A 19134-nucleotide genomic window follows, 5' to 3' on the forward strand; every position below is an offset into this window, starting at 1 on the left:
TAATAGACTTAGTGGGCTATTCTAAAACACTCTTTTGTTATGGGCTCAATCTTTTATTCCAAATCACGTTGAAAACGCTCAAACATTTTAATATAAGTGTTAAAGCTAACTTTGTTTTTGTTGTAAAAAGCCAAATCGCCATTTGTTTTCATGACTGTTAATAAACTTCTGTATCGTTCAATATCAGTAATAATTGGAATTGCAATACTTGACTGTTCAGATGATTTTAATCCGCCATAATAATTTAAGTTTTCTTGGTATTTTTTGACCAATTGATTCAAAAGCTGTTGTGCTTTTTTAGTTTCGCCAACTTTGTAATAACCATCTGCAAAAGGCTCTACTAGTGAGTAATACCCAAAATATTCAACAGGCATTTTAGTCATCGCTAATTCAATGATGTTTTTTGCCTTGTCTTTTTTGCCTTCAGCAATAAGTTGTAACATAAGCCTAGAAAGATTGGCTCTGTAGGTTATACTGTTGCGTCTGGTTTCTGGATCGTGGTAAATCTTTGGACTTTCGCCATTGCCCCAATCCCATTTCATTACTTTGGCATACATGTTATCAGTATCCAGTTGCCCCATTTCAAGCGGACTAGCATCTTTTGCTAATGCGGTTTTAATTGGAACCAATTTGTAAACCATACCTTCTAACTGAAGATAGTCTTTCATCCAAAGATAATCTTCGCTGTCTGATGAACCACCACTAAAATAGATTGGTCTTTTCCAGTTGTTATTGGCAATAAGGTCCAGCATCATTAGCCTATTTTTGTATAGTGCGTTTCCTTTAATTTCGATATCTAATGATGATACTATTGAATCATTAAACTTAGGATTGACCACTTTGTTTTTAATGATAACATTCTTGTCTACAGGAATTCTGATTTTGTTGGTTGGATAAAAATGAATAGTCTGTCCGTTTTGCATGTCAACTGTTGATTGTGGGTTTTTGATAAAACTAATCAAATCCTTTACATCCCAACGACTATCTATTTTAGGTATGTGAGCTACATAATCTAGCTTGTCACCAACATAATCATCATGAGTAAACGATATAGGCAATGGGTCCGACTCGTAAGTTTTGGTTTTCATTTGATCAATGTACCAATCCGTCATAAATAGACTTGTGTTTACAATTTTGACATCCGTTCGGATACCTTCAATTTCTTGGGCATACCAAAGTGGGAAGGTGTCGTTGTCTCCAATGGTAAATAAGATAGCATTAGGGTCGCACGATTCTAAATACGCTTTTGCCATTGCTACGGCAGTATATTTGCCAGAACGATCATGATCGTCCCAGTTTTGTGAAGCCATTAATACCGGTGCGGCTAGTAAAGTAGCAGCAATAATTGCTGGTCCTGCAATTTTTGGAGCTAAGTATTTTTGAGCACTTTCGTATAATGCGTATACTCCAAAACCAATCCAAATAGCAAATACGTAAAATGACCCAACTAGGGCGTAGTCGCGCTCCCTTGGTTCAAAAGGTCTTTCGTTTAAGTAAATCTTTAGAGCGATTCCGGTAAATAGAAATAAGGAAAGCAGAACATAAAAGCTTTTGCGATCTTTACTAGCGTGATACATCAATCCGATTAGACCTAAAATAAATGGTAAAAAGAAATAGACATTACGTCCTTTATTGTTTAGTACATCTGATGGTAGATTTTCCTGGCTACCTAAATGTAGTTCATCGATAAACGAAATTCCGCTTAACCAGTTCCCGTCTAAGTAATCGTAGCGGCCTTGCACATCATTTTGACGTCCTACAAAGTTCCACATTAAATACCTCCAGTACATGTAACCAAATTGGTATTCAATCATGAAGCCTAAGTTGTCTGCTGTTGTTGGTTTTTCAACAATTAAATAGTCACCATAGCTTTTCAGGAATTTTACATAGCCTTCGTTATCAATTTGATTCTGAGCATAAGCTCGTCTGAACTCATTTACAATTTTCTCCGTTTCATTTTTTAATTGTGCAATGGCTTTGTTATAATCCTCTTCGCTTAACTGACTTGGGTCAATACCATATTTACCTAAATCATCTTCGTAAGGATATTCAGGGTTCAATCTAAATTCTGGCGGATTGCTAAAATTCATATAGTTTTCTATATGCGCGTCACTCCACATTCTTGGCAGAATGGTCTTGTGGTTGTCATCAGTGTTTTGAGCAGCGTTTTTAAAGTTGTTTACAATAACATATTTTCCTGTTTTGTAATCACGCTCGTAATTAGGTGCTTTGTCCAAATAAGGTTTGTCTTTGTCTAAACCAGCAAAATTTTCAGTGTATTGAGGTCCATAAAACAAAGGGTTTACTCCGTATTGTTCTCTGTTGTAGTAGGCCAAAACTTCGCGTGCATCTGATGGTTTGTTTTCATTAATTACTGTATCGGCATTTGCTCGTATAGGAAGCATCATCCAAGTCGAAAATCCAATTAAGATAAAAAGAACACAAAGCAATACTGTATTGTACGTTACTAATCCTTTTTCCTTTGTAATTTTTAAACCAAAATAAAAGAAAACCACCAACAATAAGGTAACAAATAATGTTCCTGAATCAAAAGGTAGGCCTAAGCTGTTTACCATAAACACTTCGGTTTTCCCAAAGAATCCCATGGTAAGAGGTAATAAAAGTTTGAAAATGAATAGCAAAATCGCAATTACGATGATATTTGCTAGAATAAAGTTTTTAATAGTAACAACTTTGTAATTTTTAAAAAAATATAAAAATCCTATTGCTGGAATAGTCAATAGTGCCATAAAGTGTACTCCAAATGAAAGGCCAACAACCAATGAAATGACTAACAACCATTTATTTCCTCGTGGACTATCCATGTCTTGTTCCCATCTCAATCCCAACCAAAATAGTAAAGCAATAAATAGAGAGGCCATTGCGTATACTTCAGCTTCAACAGCATTGTACCAAAAACTGTCCGAAAACGTATAAGCAAGTGCGCCTACAAAGGAACTTCCTAATACAACTATATCATTATGATTATCTTGATTGGATGTGTTACTTGTTTCTGTTGCAGATACAATGCTAATTAATTTTTTTAACAAAAGCGTCGATGACCAAAACATAAATAAAATGGTAAAAGCACTCGAGAAAACAGACATCATGTTAACCATCAATGCCACGTGGGCTGGATCGGTAGCAAACATCGCAAAAAAAGCACCCATCATTTGGTATAAAGGTGCTCCTGGTGGGTGACCAACCTCTAGCTTCGCTGCTGTGGCAATGTATTCACCGCAATCCCAAAAGCTCATTGTAGGTTCAACGGTCAAAGTGTAGGTTAATAATGCGATCCCAAATGTGAACCATCCTAAAATGGTATTCCATTTTTTGAAATTGAATACTGCTTTATCCATGTACTATTTTTTAATTAAATTGTAGGATACAAAGAAAATGTTTTTTTGTTTAACCTTCGTTGCATTAACATTATTTTCTGGAAAAGAGTATCGAATTAATAACTCTCTGACAATGAATTATTTTCGCCTACGTAGTGCTTTTAGCTCAAAAAAAAATCAATTTTTTTTCATAAAAAGTTGAAAAAAGTTTGCGCAAACTAAAAAATAGTCTAAATTTGCACTCGCTAAGGAACAATAGCGACTTAGTAATCAAATTTGGTCTATGGTGTAATGGTAACACAACTGTTTTTGGTGCAGTCTTTCTAGGTTCGAGTCCTAGTAGACCAACAAATAAAACCTCTCAATTTTTGGGAGGTTTTTTTGTTTTAGGATAATTTTGTTTGAGATGTAAAAGAATGTTTTTGGATATAGAGCTCCAATTAGAGTGTAATTTTATGAAATATAAGCAATAAGCGATCTTTTTAAGGTGTGCTAATATTTCAAATTACAAAAAAAAGACTATCTTTGCACCGTTATTTATTAAAATCTAGATAATGAGGGGACTAAATGTCCCCTCTTTTTATAAAAATATGACATTTAAAGAAAAAGTAAATTCCGTATTAAACGAAGCCTTGGCCGAGAAGCCTGCTTTGTTTTTAATAGATCTTGTTATCACCGATGCCTACAAGGTAATTGTTTCGCTTGATGGCGATCAAGGTGTTGTGTTGCAGGATTGTATTGATGTGAGTCGTTATATCGATAATCATTTAGATCGTGAGGAGCAAGATTATTCTTTAGAGGTAGCCTCGGTTGGAGTAGGATCTGCTTTAAAAATGGTTCGTCAATACAAAAAGAATATTGGTCGTACATTAATTGTAAAGACTGGTACAGAAATAATTGAAGCAGAATTAGTAGATGCTAATGATGATTTTGTAATTTTGTCCTGGAAAGCAAGAGAACCAAAGAAAATAGGAAAAGGAAAAGAAACAGTTCAGAAAGAATTACAACTTTCTTACGCAGATATAAAAGAAGCAATTGTTACAGTAACATTTTAATTAAAGAATTCGCATGGAAAATTTAGCATTAATCGATTCATTCTCAGAGTTTAAAGATGATAAACTTATTGATCGTGTAACGCTTATGGCAATTTTGGAAGATGTATTTAGAAATGCATTAAAGAAAAAATACGGTTCAGATGATAATTTCGATATCATTATTAATCCTGATAAGGGAGATATGGAGATATGGCAAAGAAGAGTAATCGTTGCGGATGAAGATCTAGATTTTGATCACTTAGAAATTACTTTAACAGAAGCTAGAAAAATTGAGCCTGATTTTGAAATCGGCGAAGAGGTTTCGGAAGAGGTGAAATTAATTGACTTAGGTCGTAGAGCTATTTTAGCATTGCGTCAGAATTTAATTTCGAAAATACACGAACACGATAGTACCAATTTATACAAGCAATTTAAAGATTTAATTGGCGATATTTATACTGCCGAAGTGCACCATGTGCGTCCTAGAGTAGTTATTTTGGTTGATGATGAAGGAAATGAAATTGTATTGCCAAAAGAAAAACAAATTCCATCTGACTTTTTCCGTAAAGGAGATAATGTAAGAGGAATTATTGAAAGCGTTGAATTAAAAGGAAACAAGCCGCAAATTATTATGTCTAGAACTTCTGAGAAGTTTTTAGAAAAATTATTTGAACAAGAAATTCCAGAAGTTTTTGACGGTTTAATCATGGTTAAAAAAGTGGTGCGTATTCCTGGTGAAAAAGCAAAAGTAGCTGTTGATTCATACGATGATCGTATTGATCCAGTAGGTGCTTGTGTGGGAATGAAAGGGTCACGTATTCACGGTATTGTAAGAGAGTTAGGTAATGAGAATATTGATGTCATCAATTACACAACCAACTTGCAATTATTTATTACAAGAGCTTTAAGTCCAGCAAAAGTATCTTCTATTAAAATTAATGAAGAAACAAAAAGAGCTGAAGTTTTCTTGAAATTAGAAGAAGTTTCAAAAGCCATCGGTCGTGGTGGTCACAATATTAAATTAGCGGGATTATTAACTGGTTATGAGCTAGATGTAATTCGCGAAGGCGATGTGGCTGGTGCTACAGCTGATGAGGACGATGTTGAATTAACAGAGTTTTCAGATGAAATTGAGGATTGGGTTATTGAAGAGTTTGCAAAAATTGGTTTAGATACTGCTAAAAGTATCTTAAGTCAAGATGTTGACGATTTAGTACGTAGAACTGACCTAGAAGAGGAAACAATTCTAGATGTAATTAGAATATTGAAAGAGGAATTTGACAGTTAGTCACTAGTTCTTCAACGATAAACATGCCACTTTACAAAACAATATTGCAGCGATAGGTATCGAAGTGATAGTAAAGTGAGGAATAACAAAAAAGGTAAATATAAAAAGGTTTTATGTCTGAAGAGAGAATTATTAGAATAAACAAAGTTTTAAGGGAATTGAATATTTCTTTAGAAAGAGCTGTGGATTATCTAAAAGATAAAGGAATTGCTATGGAAGCAAATCCAAACGCAAAAATTTCTGGAGAAACATACGATGTCTTGTGCGGTCAATTTGCGGGTGACAAAGGGAATAAAGAAGCTTCGAAAGAGGTAGGCGAAGAGAAAAGAAAAGAGAAAGAAGCTTTACGTTTAGAACGAGAAAAAGAAATCGAGGACAAACGTAAATTGGATGAAGAGCGAGCAAAACAACAAGAGGTGATCAAAGCAAGAGCAGTTTTATCTGGTCCTGTTCAAGTTGGTAAAATTGATTTGAATCCGAAAAAAGCAGCTATCGTTCCCCCTGCAAAAACTGTAGAGAACACTGTTCCTGCTGCTGCAAAAACACCAGAGCCGGTAACTCCAAAAGAAGTTCCAGCTGAAAAGGTTGCTGTAGAAAAAACTTTGGATGAAAAACCTGCTTCAGACAAAAAAGAGGTAAAACCGATTGCGGGTATTAAAGAGGTGAAGGCAGAGGTTCCTGTTGAATCAAAATCGGAAGATAAGCCAGTTGTTGCAAAAGCAGACGAGGCTCCAGTAGAGGAAACGATCACTACACAATACCAAAAGTTGTCAGGAACTACGCTTACAGGTCAAGTGATTGATTTGTCGCAGTTCAACAAGCCTAAGAAGAAAAAAGAAGAGCCAAAGATTACACCAAATAAACCAGGTGCTCCGGGTTCTGCGGCAGCCAATGCCAATAAAAATAAACGTAAAAGGATAGCTCCTAAACCAGGTGCGCCAAGGCCTCCTGCTGTTCCGGGTGCTCCAAATCCAAACAAAATTACGCCAAACACTGGTGGAGGTGGTTTTAACGCCAATCGTAGTGCTAGACCTGGTTTCGTAAAAGGAAACAGACCTGCTATTGTGGCCAAAGTTGAGCCAACAGAAGAAGAAGTTAAAAATCAAATTAGGGAGACTTTAGAAAAACTACAAGGTAAAGGTGGTAAATCTAAAGCGGCTAAATATAGAAGAGATAAAAGAGATACACACCGTCAAAAATCCGATGATGAGCAAAGAGCATTAGACGAAGGAAGTAAAACTATTAAGGTTACTGAATTTGTTACTGTAGGTGAAATAGCAATCATGATGGATGTGCCAATTACTAAAGTTATTGGAACGTGTATGTCACTTGGAATCATGGTAACCATGAACCAAAGATTAGATGCTGAAACTTTAACTATTGTTGCTGATGAATTTGGTTACGAGGTAGAGTTTATCACTGTTGACATCGAAGAAGCAATTCAAGTTGTTGAAGACAGAGAAGAAGACCTAGTTTTCAGAGCTCCAATTGTAACGGTAATGGGTCACGTCGATCACGGTAAAACATCGTTACTGGATTACATTCGTAAAGAAAACGTAATTGCAGGTGAGTCTGGAGGTATCACGCAGCACATTGGTGCCTACGGAGTAACTTTAGATAATGGTCAAAAAATTGCATTTTTAGATACACCGGGTCACGAAGCGTTTACAGCGATGCGTGCACGTGGTGCTCAGGTTACCGATATTGCTATTATTGTAATTGCTGCCGATGATGATATCATGCCACAAACTAAAGAGGCTATTAGCCATGCGCAAGCAGCTGGTGTGCCAATTATATTTGCAATCAACAAAATTGATAAGCCAAATGCTAACCCTGAAAAAGTAAAAGAAAGATTAGCAGGTATGAATTTACTTGTTGAAGATTGGGGTGGAAAAATTCAATCACATGATATTTCTGCAAAAGTAGGTACGGGTGTAAAAGAATTGTTGGAAAAAGTATTACTTGAAGCTGAAATTTTAGATTTAAAAGCAAATCCTAACAAAGCGGCTTCTGGAACTGTTGTTGAAGCTTTCCTTGATAAAGGTAAAGGTTATGTTTCTACAATTTTAGTTCAAAATGGTACTTTGAAAATTGGTGATTATATGTTGGCAGGTAAGCATCATGGTAAAATTAAAGCCATGCATGATGAGCGCGGAAATATTGTTAGAGAGGCAGGTCCATCAACTCCAGTATCTGTACTTGGTTTAGATGGGGCGTCAACTGCTGGTGATAAGTTCAACATTTTTGAAGATGAAAAAGAAGCAAAACAAATTGCTGCCAAACGTTCTCAATTAATGCGTGAGCAGTCAGTTCGTACACAACGTCATATTACATTGGATGAAATCGGACGTCGTATTGCTTTAGGTCAGTTTAAAGAATTGAATATTATTCTTAAAGGTGACGTAGATGGTTCTGTTGAGGCACTTTCTGATTCGTTCTCTAAATTATCAACTGAAGAAATTCAAATTAATATCATTCACAAAGGAGTGGGAGCTATTACAGAAACTGATGTTATGTTAGCTTCAGCTTCTGATGCGATTATCATCGGATTTAATGTTCGTCCTGCTGGAAATGCAAGACAGTTAGCTGATAAGGAAGAAATCGATATCCGTTACTACTCTATCATTTATGCTGCTATTGATGATCTTAAAGATGCAATGGAAGGAATGTTAGCTCCTGAAATGAAAGAAGAAATTTTAGGTACTGCTGAGATTAGAGAAATTTTCAAAATCTCTAAAGTTGGTTCTATTGCAGGAAGTATGGTTATGGATGGTAAAATCGTTAAAAATGCTAAGATGCGTGTTATTAGAGACGGTGTTGTAGTACATAGCGGTGAGCTAATTGCTTTAAAACGTTTCAAAGACGATGTAAGAGAAGTAGCAAAAGGATACGATTGTGGTATTCAAATTAAAGGATACAATGATATTGAAGAAAGAGATATTATTGAATCGTACCATGAAGTTGCTGTAAAAAAGAAATTGAAATAATATTTTCTAATTTATATTTTAAAAATCCCGATTCGTCGGGATTTTTTTACGCCTTTATTTTAATCGTCTTACCTTTTATAATTTCTATTTTTTTTATTGATGTAAGGAAACAATAATTTGTTTCTAAGAGCAAGTATAGATTTGTGGTTTCGTTGTTGTGGTAAGTAAAACTAGTTTATTTTTTTGGCTAAAAATGCGTTGCTTTCTGTGTTGGTTTTGCACGTAATTTATGGCTCTTATTTACTTTTTATTAATAGTTGTAATTTAATTATCGGTTACGTTTTTGGGTTAGTTTTTGCTAAAAAAAAACAACCCTATTTGGGTTGTCTTTTTAAATTTTGTTGATGCATAAATTATCTGCTTGGTTTAATCAAATGAACCATAGGATACCTTTTTTTTATCTCAAGTAAAAGTTGTTCTGCCTCCATTCTTGTTTTAAAATTTCCTACCCAAACCTTGTAATTTGGAGTGAAAAACACAATTGTACCATCAATTCCAGGATATTCTTGTCGGAAAGTAGCTAAATTGGTTTTCGCTTTATCACTTTCACCACTAAAAATTTGAATTTTATAGCGGTCGTTTATGGTACTGTTAGTACTAACTTTTCTTTTCTCGTTCAGAATTTGTTCAAATCTTGAGTCTTGCTTTATGTTAATTGCTTCTGCTTGTGCAGTTGCGAAATGTGTTGTTATAAAGTAGGTTAGGATTAAGTAAAATCCCTTTTGGAACGCTGTAATTTTCATAACTTGTTTGTTTTTAGGCAAAAATAATATTTAATGATAGAATCCACATATAAAACATTATTTAGAATAAATATAAATTGGAAATAAGGCGATTTTAGGGTTTTGAGAATAGTTCTTAAGTCGTATTTTTGTCGAAGTTTTAAAATAAAGGAGTGGTTTTTCATAAAGTTATTATAAAAAACTGTGCCAATTTTACTAGATAATCATTATACAATATGAAAAAGGTGGGTAACCATAATTCGATCTCAAGAAAATTAGTCCTAGGCTTGTCCTTGTCTTTGATTTTCTCTTTGTCTTCATTTGCTCAAGAAGCTCCTGCGGCTGATGCAGCTGCGGCTACTACTGATGTTGCTACCGCTCCCTCTGGCGGAGATGCTGTAAAAGGTAAGGAATTGTTCAACGCAAATTGCGCAGCATGTCATAAACTGGATGCTAAAGCAACTGGTCCTGCATTACGAGGAATTGCGAACAAGCATGATATGCCATGGTTGTACAAGTGGATTAAAAATAGTTCAGAATTGATTAAATCTGGAGATGCTGCTGCTGTAAAGGTTTTCAATGAAAACAACAAGGCGGTAATGTCTGCGTTTCCACAATTATCAAATGCTGATATTGACAATATTATTGCTTACACTTCAGAGCCTAAAGCTGAAGTTGCTGCTCCTGCTCCGGCTGACGGAAGTACAACTGTTCCAGGTGGTCCGGTTGCTGATAGTGGTTTGTCAAATACATTGATACTTGGTGCGTTAGCTTTAGTGTTGGCTATACTTGTTGTGATGTTGTTCTTGGTAAATAGAGTGTTGACTAAAGTAGCCAAAGCAAACGGTATTGAAGTTGCCCCAAAAGAGCCTACGACACCAATTTGGAAAGCTTTTGCAAAAAATCAATTTTTGATTTTTGTTACTGTTGTTTTCTTGCTTTTGTCAAGTGCTTATTTTGTTTACGGGTTTTTAATGCAAGTGGGTGTCGATCAAGATTACGCTCCTATTCAGCCAATTCACTATTCGCATAGAATCCACGCAGGTGATAACGAGATCAACTGTAAGTACTGTCACTCTGCTGCTAGAGTAAGTAAGAACGGTGGTATTCCTTCTTTAAATGTGTGTATGAACTGTCATAAAAACATTGCTGAAGTTGCTGAAACTACTGCTACTCCAGAATACAGTAAAGCTTTCTATGATGAGCAAATCCAAAAGCTTTATAAAGCAGTGGGTTGGGATCAGGCTACGCAAACATATACAGGAAAAACTGAACCAGTTAAATGGGTTAGAATTCACAACTTACCTGATTTTGTTTATTTCAATCACTCACAACACGTAACTGTAGGTGGAATTGAATGTCAGACATGTCACGGTCCAGTTCAAGAATATGAAATTCAGAAACAATTTGCTCCGTTAACAATGGGGTGGTGTATAGATTGTCATAGAAAAACCGAAGTTAAAATGGAAGGAAACGAGTATTATACTAAAATACACGATGAACTTTCTAAAAAATACGGTGTTGACAAATTGACTGCAGCACAAATGGGAGGTTTAGAGTGTGGAAAATGCCACTATTAATTGAATTATTAAGTTTTTAATATTTATATATGTCATCAAACAAAAAATACTGGAAAAGTGTTGAAGAGCTAGACAAAAATAGTTCTATTGTTGAGGCGCTTAGAAATAACGAGTTTGTTGAGCCAATTCCTACTGATGAATTCTTAGGTAACGGTGATGCTTTGTCATCTTCTTCAACTTCACGTCGTGATTTTTTAAAGTACGTTGGTTTTAGTACTGCGGCGGCTACGCTTGCGGCTTGTGAAGGACCTGTAAACAAGTCGATTCCTTACGTTCTTCAACCAGAACAAATCATTCCTGGTGTAGCTGATTATTATGCTACTACAGTTTTTGATGGTTTCGATTTTGCTAACTTATTGGTTAAAACTCGCGAAGGTCGTCCAATTAAAATTGACAATAATACAATCGCTGGTGCAAAGTTTAGTGCAAATGCAAGAGTTCATGCATCTATTCTTTCACTCTATGATAGTATGCGTTTAAAGCAACCAAAGATTGAAGGTAAAAATGCATCTTGGTCTGCAGTTCAAACAAAGTTAAAAACAAGTATTGCTGATGCTTCTGCAAAAGGTGGTCAAGTAGTATTGTTAACAAATACATTAGCAAGTCCATCTACTGAAAAACTGATAGGTGAGTTTATTGCTAAAAATCCAAATGCTAAGCACGTTGTTTATGATGCTGTTTCAGAGTCTCCAGCTTTGGATGCCTTTGAAATGGTATACGGGGAAAGAGCTTTAGTTGATTATGATTTTTCAAAAGCTTCTTTAATCGTTTCTGTTGGAGCTGATTTCCTTGGAGATTGGCAAGGTGGAGGATATGGTGCTGGATATGCTCAAGGAAGAATTCCTAAAGCAGGTAAAATGTCTCGTCATTTTCAACTAGAAGCAAATATGACACTTTCTGGTGCTGCAGCTGATAAGCGTGTGCCAATGTCTGTTGCTAATCAAAAACAAGCTTTGGTTCACATTTATAATGTGGTAACTGGTTCTTCTGTTTCAGTTTCTCTTGATGAGAAATTTAAGGTAGAAGTTAATAAAGCTGCACAACAATTGAAAGCTGCTGGATCAAGAGGAGTTTTGGTTTCAGGTATTCAAGATAAAAATGCTCAATTGTTGGTTCTTGCAATTAACAAAGCTTTAGCTAGCGAGTCGTTTAATACTTCTGGCGTACGTCAGATTAGAAAAGGATCGAATGAAAAAGTAGCTCAGTTAGTAGCTGATATGAATTCTGGTGCCGTACACACTTTAATTATGAGTGGTGTTAATCCAGTTTATACTCTTGCCGATACTGTTGCTTTTCAAGAAGGTTTAAAAAAGGTTAAGACATCGGTAGCTTTTTCTTTGAAAGAAGATGAAACTGCTTTGTTATCAACTGTGGCTGCTGCTGCTGCTCATTATTTAGAGTCTTGGAATGATCTTAGTTTAACTAAGGGAACTTATAGCATTACTCAACCAACAATTCGTCCATTATTTGATACAATGCAATTTCAAGATGTATTGATGGCTTTAAATGGAACTGTTGGTACTTTCTATGATTACATTAAAGGGAATTCAGGATCTATTATTAGTGGCTCTACTTGGAATAAAGTTTTGCATGATGGTGTATTTGTAGGTGGTATTCCTGCAGCTACTGCCGGTTCTGCTGATTATAGTGCTGCTGCTTCTACATTAGCAACTAGTAAAAAATCAGATTCTTTAGAATTAGTTTTGTACACAAAAACTGGTTTAGGAGACGGGCAACAGGCTAACAATCCATGGTTGCAAGAGTTTCCAGATCCTATCACAAGAGTTTCTTGGGATAACTACTTAACAGTCTCAAATGCTGATGCTGCAAAATATGGGTTGAGTAATGAAATTGTAGCTAATGGTGGTTTGAATGGTAGTTATGCTAGCATTACTACTGCTGATGGTTTAAAGTTAGAAAACATTCCAGTAATCGTTCAACCAGGTCAAGCAGTTGGTACTGTAGGTTTGGCTTTAGGTTATGGTCGTAAAGCGGCTTTGAAAGAAGAAATGATGGTAGGTTTAAATGCCTATTCTTTATATAAAGGTTTCAGTAATGTACAAAGCATTACTTTGACTAAAGCAGGTGGTGAACATGAGTTTGCATGTGTTCAAGGACAAAAAACTTTAATGGGTAGAGGTGATATTATCAAGGAAACTTCATTGGAGATTTTTAATACTAAAGATGCTCATGTATGGAATGAAGTACCAGTTGTATCATTAGACCACATGGAAGTTGAAGCTACAAAAGTTGATTTGTGGGATTCATTCGATCGTTCCACTGGGCATCACTTCAATTTGTCTATTGATTTAAATGCTTGTACAGGTTGCGGTGCTTGTGTTATTGCTTGCCATGCTGAAAATAATGTACCTGTTGTTGGTAAGGCAGAGGTAAGAAGAAGTCGTGATATGCATTGGTTGCGTATCGATAGATACTATTCTTCTGAATCTACTTTCGATGCGGATGTTGAAAGAAAAGAGAATATTGCTGGTTTAACTAGTTCACTTTCTACATTTAATGAAATGGAGAAACCGGGTGATAATCCACAAGTTTCTTTCCAACCTGTAATGTGTCAGCATTGTAATCATGCTCCATGCGAAACTGTTTGTCCTGTGGCTGCTACTTCGCACTCACGTCAGGGTCAAAACCACATGGCATACAATAGATGTGTTGGTACTCGTTATTGTGCAAACAACTGTCCGTATAAAGTACGTCGTTTCAACTGGTTCTTGTACAATAAAAATACAGAGTTCGATTACCACATGAATGATGATTTAGGTCGTATGGTATTAAATCCTGATGTAAATGTTCGTTCTCGTGGGGTTATGGAGAAATGTTCAATGTGTATCCAAATGACTCAAGCTACTATTTTGAAAGCTAAGAGAGAAGGAAGATCTATCGTTGACGGTGAATTCCAAACTGCTTGTTCAAATGCATGTTCAACTGGTGCTATGGTCTTTGGTGACGTAAATGATAAAGAAGCTGCTGTTACTAAATTAGCTTCTGATGAAAGAATGTACCATTTATTGGAGCATGTTGGAACAAAACCTAACGTGATTTATCATGTTAAAGTTAGAAATACCTAGTACAAAAAAATTTAATTAAGAATCAATATAAAGGATTATGTCGTCTCACTACGAAGCAACCATTAGAAAACCCTTAGTTATAGGTGATAAAACTTATCACGATGTAACTGTAGATGTAGCAGCTCCTGTTGAGGGAAAAGCGAATAAACATTGGTGGATTGTATTTTCTATCGCATTAATAGCCTTCCTTTGGGGTTTAGGCTGTATTGTATACACCGTATCTACAGGTATCGGAACTTGGGGTTTGAATAAAACCGTAGGTTGGGCTTGGGATATCACAAATTTTGTTTGGTGGGTAGGTATTGGTCACGCAGGAACTTTGATTTCTGCAGTATTATTACTTTTCCGTCAGCGTTGGAGAATGGCGATTAATCGTTCTGCCGAAGCGATGACAATTTTCTCTGTTATTCAAGCAGGTTTATTTCCAATCATTCACATGGGGCGTCCATGGTTGGCATACTGGGTTTTGCCTATACCAAACCAATTCGGTTCTCTATGGGTTAACTTTAACTCACCGTTACTATGGGACGTATTTGCGATTTCTACTTACCTTTCAGTATCATTAGTTTTCTGGTGGACTGGTTTGCTACCTGACTTCGCAATGTTACGTGACCGTGCTGTAACGCCATTTAACAAAAGAGTTTATTCTATCCTAAGTTTTGGATGGAGTGGTAGAGCTAAAGATTGGCAACGTTTTGAGGAAGTATCATTGGTACTTGCTGGTTTAGCTACTCCCTTAGTACTATCTGTGCATACGATTGTATCGATGGACTTTGCTACCTCTGTTATTCCAGGATGGCATACTACCATTTTCCCGCCTTATTTCGTAGCTGGGGCAGTTTTCTCAGGATTCGCAATGGTAAACACTTTGCTTATTATTATGAGAAAGGTATCTAATCTGGAAGCTTACATCACTTTACAGCACATCGAATTAATGAACATAGTAATCATGATTACAGGTTCTATTGTTGGTGTGGCGTATATTACTGAGCTTTTTGTAGCTTGGTATTCTGGAGTAGAGTATGAGCAATATGCTTTCTTAAATAGAGCTACTGGTCCTTATGCTTGGGCTTACTGGGCAATGATGACTTGTAATGTGTTTTCTCCTCAGTTCATGTGGAGTAAAAAATTGAGAACTAGTATTATGTTTTCATTCGTCATTTCGATTGTTGTAAATATAGGAATGTGGTTTGAGCGTTTTGTAATTATCGTGACTTCATTGCACAGAGATTACTTGCCATCTTCTTGGACTATGTTTTCGCCAACATTTGTTGATATTGGAATTTTCATTGGAACTATTGGTTTCTTCTTCGTATTGTTTTTATTATATTCAAGAACATTCCCTGTAATTGCACAAGCGGAAGTTAAAACAATTTTGAAAGGAACTGGAGATAACTACAAGAGAGAAAGAGAAGCAAATAAAGATTCACACCATGAGTAATAAAGTAATATACGCCATTTATAATGACGATGATATTTTGATGGATGCGGTTAAAAAAACGAGAGCAGCTCATCATCATATTGAAGAGGTTTTTACCCCTTTTCCAGTTCACGGATTGGACAAAGCAATGGGAATTGCACCAACAAGATTAGCTATTTGTGCTTTCCTTTATGGATGTGTGGGTATTTCTGTTGCAACGGCAATGATGAATTACATCATGATCCAAGATTGGCCGCAGGATATCGGTGGTAAGCCTAGTTTTAGTTATATTGAAAACATGCCAGCTTTCGTACCTATTATGTTTGAGCTTACAGTATTTTTTGCTGCTCACTTGATGGTTATCACTTTTTATATGAGAAGTAAATTGTGGCCGTTTAAGGAAGCTGAAAATCCAGATGTGAGAACTACAGATGATCACTTTTTAATGGAGGTGGCTGTTAACAATAATGAGGAAGAATTAATTTCTTTCTTTCAAGGGACAGGAGCTGTAGAAGTAAAAGTAATTGATAAGCATTAATCGAGATATGAAAAGCGCACATAAAATAACACTTTTATTTGGTTTAACTATTTTAGTTGCATCATGCAAAGATAATGCTGCACCTAATTATCAGTATTTTCCAAATATGTATGAGTCTGTAGGTTATGAAACTTACGCTGAGTCGGCTGCATTTAAAGATGGTAAGGAAGGTCAGCTTCCTGCTGCAGGTACTGTAAACAGAGGTTTTGAACCTTATGAATATGAAAATTCTACTGCTGGTTATGAATTAGCTAAGGCTAATTTGAAATCTCCTCTCGATTCTTTAAGCAGAGATGCAGAAAAAGGAAAAGAGCTTTATGAAATTTACTGCATAAGTTGCCACGGTTCTGCTGGTAATGGTAAAGGTAAATTAGTAGAAAGAGAAAAGTTTTTAGGTGTTCCTAGTTATAAGGATAGAGTTATTACAGAAGGAAGTATTTTCCATGTTGTAACTTACGGTTTGAATTCAATGGGTTCGCATGCCAATCAATTGAGCGCCAAAGAACGTTGGTTAGTTGCTGACTATGTTCTTAAACTAAAAAGTGAATTATAATTGTTGAACAAACTCATCTTAATAGATATGTATACATTTTCAAGTAAATTAAAAACCTTTTCGTTCATCCTTATGGCTCTTGGAGTTTTGGGTATTGGATACGGTTTTTATAGTGCTCCCAAAGATATTCAACAGGTAGAGCAATTGCTCGCCGCTGAAACTCATGGTGAACATGGTGGTTCAACTCACGCTGAACCAGCTCATGGTGCTGAGGCTACTCATGACGATGCTTCTTCAGAAAAAGGACATGAAGTAGAAGGTCACAAAGCTCCATCGCATGAAGTTTCTGCTGATGCTGAGCACAAAGAGCATTTAAATCATGTTTTACATCAATTGCAAAACAAGCCTTGGTCTGCTTTGTATGTTGCATGTATCTTTTTTATGCTTGTGTCGCTAGGTGTTTTGGCTTTCTATGCAATTCAGCAAGTAGCGCAGGCTGGTTGGTCCCCAGTATTATTTAGAGTAATGCAAGGGATTACTTCTTATTTGCCTGTAGGTGCTGCAATCTTTTTTGTAATCTTAGTGTTGTGTGGGCTTCATTTCAATCACATGTTTGTTTGGTTAGATCCGGAGGTTGTTGCTCATGATAAACTAATTGCTAATAAGTCGGGTTATTTGAATTTCCCATTTTGGATTGTTCGTGCAGCTATCTTCCTTTCTGGATGGTGTCTTTATCAGTATTATTCACGTAAAAATTGTTTAGCTCAAGATGAGGCAAATGACGATTTAATGTACAAAAAGAACTTTAAGTTATCTGCCATGTTCTTAGTGTTTTTTATTGTGTCTGAGTCTATAATGTCTTGGGATTGGATTATGTCTATCGATCCACACTGGTTTAGTACATTGTTTGGATGGTACGTTTTCGCTAGTTTCTTTGTAAGTGGTGTTACCACTATAGCTTTAGTTACTTTGTATCTGAAGTCTAGAGGTTACTTAGAATTTGTGAATACAAGTCATATTCACGATTTAGCTAAATTTATGTTTGGTTTAAGTGTTTTCTGGACTTATTTATGGTTCTCTCAATTCATGTTGATTTGGTATGCCAATATCCCTGAGGAGGTAACTTATTTTATTACGAGAATTCAAGATTATAATCTACCATTCTTTGGTGCTGTTGTCATGAATTTCTTGTTTCCATTGTTGATTTTAATAAATACCGACTTTAAGAGAATATCTTGGGTTTTGGTAATGGCTGGTGTAGTAATCTTAAGTGGTCACTATTTGGACTTTTTCAATATGGTTATGCCTGGGACAGTTGGTGACAGATGGTTCATAGGAGTTTCAGAGATTTCTTCAGTTCTTTTCTTTTTAGGATTGTTTATATATGTTGTCTTTTCAGCTTTAGCTAAATCTCCTTTATTGGCAAAAAGAAATCCGTTTATTGAGGAAAGTAAACATTTTCATTATTAATATTTAAAGAAATAAACAGATGACAAGTTTGTTGGTAATCATAGTTTTAGTTTTGTTAGCTGTTGCTTTATGGCAATTGACTAAAATATTCGATCTGACGCAAGTTGGTTCTAGTAGTGATGGTTCAGAAGTCGCAACCGATAATGACAATAATATTCAAGGGTATTTGATGTTTGGTTTCTTAGCCTTCATCTATATTTTTACAATTTACGGTTTATTTAAATGGGGTAATCTTGTATTGCACACTCCGGCTTCAGCGCATGGGGCAGAGGTTGATAATTTAATGAACGTTACATGGGTTCTTATTTTTACTGTACAAGCTATTACTCAAGTATTAGTGCATTACTTCGCTTTTAAATATAGAGGTAAACAAGGTCAAAAAGCATTGTATTTTGCGGATAATAATAAATTAGAAGCAATCTGGAGTATTATACCGGCTGTTGTTTTGGCAGGTTTGATTCTATACGGTTTGTATGCTTGGACAAACATTATGTTCGTTGATGAAGATGAGGATACAGTTGTAATTGAATTATATGCACAGCAATTTAATTGGAAGGCTAGATATTCTGGTTCTGATAATGTGCTAGGTAAGGCAAATGTAAGATACATTGAAGGAGCTAATGCTGTAGGTGTTGATTTAAGTGATCCTTATGCTCAAGATGATGTTGTTGTTACAGAATTACATATCCCTGTAGGTAAAAAGATATTGTTTAAAATGCGTTCTCAAGACGTGTTACACTCAGCTTACATGCCTCACTTTAGAGCCCAGATGAACTGTGTTCCTGGTATGGTAACTCAATTTGCTTTTGAACCAATTTACACAACTGCTCAGTATAGAGAATTACCTTTTATGGTTGAGAAAGTTGCTAATATAAATGCTTTGCGTGCTAAAAAGAGTGCAGAGTTGGTTGCTAAAGGCGAAACTGCTTTAGATCCTTACACGTTTGACTATTTGTTATTGTGTAATAAAATCTGTGGTGCTTCTCACTATAACATGCAGATGAAAATTATTGTAGATACTCCAGAAGATTATAAAGCTTGGTTAAAAGATAAGGCTACTGTAGTTAATGAAGTTAAAGCTGCTTTAGCTGAACCTGCTGCCACTGATGCAGCTGTTGGAAGTGATTCTGCCGCTGTTAAGGGAGATAAAGAGGTTGCTGTTACTGCAATGAAATAAT

At 35.8% G+C, this 19134-nt stretch carries 12 protein-coding genes and 1 tRNA gene; 11 read left to right on the forward strand and 2 right to left on the reverse strand.

All coding sequences use genetic code 11. The features are described 5' to 3' along the window. Positions 1 to 53: 53 nt before the first annotated feature. The gene (locus tag L1S34_RS02285) at positions 54 to 3359 is read right to left on the reverse strand and encodes a glycosyltransferase family 117 protein (protein ID WP_236362617.1); all 3306 of its coding nucleotides are present in this window, start codon (positions 3357 to 3359) and stop codon (positions 54 to 56) included. 256 nt (positions 3360 to 3615) lie between these two features. On the opposite strand from L1S34_RS02285, the gene L1S34_RS02290 reads away from it, so the two are divergent. The 4 genes from L1S34_RS02290 (at position 3616) to infB (ending at position 8647) form a co-directional block, all read left to right on the forward strand. Beyond that, positions 3616 to 3686 (forward strand) — tRNA-Gln (locus L1S34_RS02290). 242 nt (positions 3687 to 3928) lie between these two features. Beyond that, the gene (gene rimP / locus L1S34_RS02295) at positions 3929 to 4393 is read left to right on the forward strand and encodes a ribosome assembly cofactor RimP (RefSeq protein WP_187038231.1); all 465 of its coding nucleotides are present in this window, start codon (positions 3929 to 3931) and stop codon (positions 4391 to 4393) included. Positions 4394 to 4406: 13 nt separating this feature from the next. Continuing rightward, on the forward strand, positions 4407 to 5660 hold the full coding sequence (nusA, locus tag L1S34_RS02300; protein ID WP_210787906.1) for a transcription termination factor NusA: 1254 nt from the start codon (positions 4407 to 4409) through the stop codon (positions 5658 to 5660). Positions 5661 to 5773: 113 nt separating this feature from the next. After that, positions 5774 to 8647 carry a translation initiation factor IF-2 gene (infB, locus tag L1S34_RS02305; protein WP_236362619.1) on the forward strand — a complete coding sequence of 958 codons (2874 nt, stop codon included), beginning with the start codon at positions 5774 to 5776 and terminating at the stop codon, positions 8645 to 8647. Between the two features lie 353 nt (positions 8648 to 9000). Here the strand turns inward: infB and L1S34_RS02310 are convergent, their stop codons facing one another. Then, positions 9001 to 9390 (reverse strand): SPOR domain-containing protein, encoded by a 390-nt coding sequence (locus L1S34_RS02310; protein WP_236362621.1) that lies wholly within the window; start codon positions 9388 to 9390, stop codon positions 9001 to 9003. A 215-nt stretch (positions 9391 to 9605) separates the two neighbouring features. On the opposite strand from L1S34_RS02310, the gene L1S34_RS02315 reads away from it, so the two are divergent. Genes L1S34_RS02315 through L1S34_RS02345 form a run of 7 tightly spaced genes read left to right on the forward strand, consistent with a single transcriptional unit; the run spans position 9606 to position 19133 of the window. Next, the gene (locus L1S34_RS02315) at positions 9606 to 10949 is read left to right on the forward strand and encodes a c-type cytochrome (protein WP_236362623.1); all 1344 of its coding nucleotides are present in this window, start codon (positions 9606 to 9608) and stop codon (positions 10947 to 10949) included. A 29-nt stretch (positions 10950 to 10978) separates the two neighbouring features. Next, entirely contained in the window at positions 10979 to 14035 is a 3057-nt protein-coding gene (locus L1S34_RS02320) for a TAT-variant-translocated molybdopterin oxidoreductase (protein ID WP_236362625.1), read from the forward strand. 37 nt (positions 14036 to 14072) lie between these two features. Next, positions 14073 to 15476, forward strand: a complete 1404-nt coding sequence (nrfD, locus tag L1S34_RS02325; protein ID WP_166133045.1) for an NrfD/PsrC family molybdoenzyme membrane anchor subunit — start codon at positions 14073 to 14075, stop codon at positions 15474 to 15476. Further along, positions 15469 to 15993 carry a DUF3341 domain-containing protein gene (locus L1S34_RS02330; RefSeq protein WP_166133047.1) on the forward strand — a complete coding sequence of 175 codons (525 nt, stop codon included), beginning with the start codon at positions 15469 to 15471 and terminating at the stop codon, positions 15991 to 15993. Before nrfD ends, L1S34_RS02330 begins: the two co-directional genes overlap by 8 nt. Before the next feature lie 7 nt (positions 15994 to 16000). Beyond that, positions 16001 to 16546, forward strand: a complete 546-nt coding sequence (locus L1S34_RS02335; protein ID WP_166133049.1) for a c-type cytochrome — start codon at positions 16001 to 16003, stop codon at positions 16544 to 16546. 27 nt (positions 16547 to 16573) lie between these two features. Continuing rightward, positions 16574 to 17956 carry a quinol:cytochrome C oxidoreductase gene (locus L1S34_RS02340; RefSeq protein ID WP_236362628.1) on the forward strand — a complete coding sequence of 461 codons (1383 nt, stop codon included), beginning with the start codon at positions 16574 to 16576 and terminating at the stop codon, positions 17954 to 17956. A gap of 19 nt (positions 17957 to 17975) precedes the next feature. Continuing rightward, positions 17976 to 19133 carry a cytochrome c oxidase subunit II gene (locus L1S34_RS02345; protein ID WP_236362630.1) on the forward strand — a complete coding sequence of 386 codons (1158 nt, stop codon included), beginning with the start codon at positions 17976 to 17978 and terminating at the stop codon, positions 19131 to 19133. Position 19134: the final 1 nt, after the last annotated feature.

This window comes from Flavobacterium sp. K77 (assembly GCF_021608205.1).
Classification (GTDB): Bacteria; Bacteroidota; Bacteroidia; order Flavobacteriales; family Flavobacteriaceae; genus Flavobacterium; species Flavobacterium turcicum.

What these genes read in the sequence shown, in the direction of transcription:
- rimP (WP_187038231.1), top strand. Translation starts at nt 3,929, where the DNA reads ATGACATTTAAAGAAAAAGTAAATTCCGTATTAAACGAAGCCTTGGCC.
- L1S34_RS02315 (WP_236362623.1), top strand. Translation starts at nt 9,606, where the DNA reads ATGAAAAAGGTGGGTAACCATAATTCGATCTCAAGAAAATTAGTCCTA.
- L1S34_RS02330 (WP_166133047.1), top strand. Translation starts at nt 15,469, where the DNA reads ATGAGTAATAAAGTAATATACGCCATTTATAATGACGATGATATTTTG.
- nrfD (WP_166133045.1), top strand. Translation starts at nt 14,073, where the DNA reads ATGTCGTCTCACTACGAAGCAACCATTAGAAAACCCTTAGTTATAGGT.
- L1S34_RS02335 (WP_166133049.1), top strand. Translation starts at nt 16,001, where the DNA reads ATGAAAAGCGCACATAAAATAACACTTTTATTTGGTTTAACTATTTTA.
- L1S34_RS02320 (WP_236362625.1), top strand. Translation starts at nt 10,979, where the DNA reads ATGTCATCAAACAAAAAATACTGGAAAAGTGTTGAAGAGCTAGACAAA.
- nusA (WP_210787906.1), top strand. Translation starts at nt 4,407, where the DNA reads ATGGAAAATTTAGCATTAATCGATTCATTCTCAGAGTTTAAAGATGAT.
- L1S34_RS02340 (WP_236362628.1), top strand. Translation starts at nt 16,574, where the DNA reads ATGTATACATTTTCAAGTAAATTAAAAACCTTTTCGTTCATCCTTATG.
- L1S34_RS02285 (WP_236362617.1), bottom strand. Translation starts at nt 3,359, where the DNA reads ATGGATAAAGCAGTATTCAATTTCAAAAAATGGAATACCATTTTAGGA.
- infB (WP_236362619.1), top strand. Translation starts at nt 5,774, where the DNA reads ATGTCTGAAGAGAGAATTATTAGAATAAACAAAGTTTTAAGGGAATTG.
- L1S34_RS02310 (WP_236362621.1), bottom strand. Translation starts at nt 9,390, where the DNA reads ATGAAAATTACAGCGTTCCAAAAGGGATTTTACTTAATCCTAACCTAC.
- L1S34_RS02345 (WP_236362630.1), top strand. Translation starts at nt 17,976, where the DNA reads ATGACAAGTTTGTTGGTAATCATAGTTTTAGTTTTGTTAGCTGTTGCT.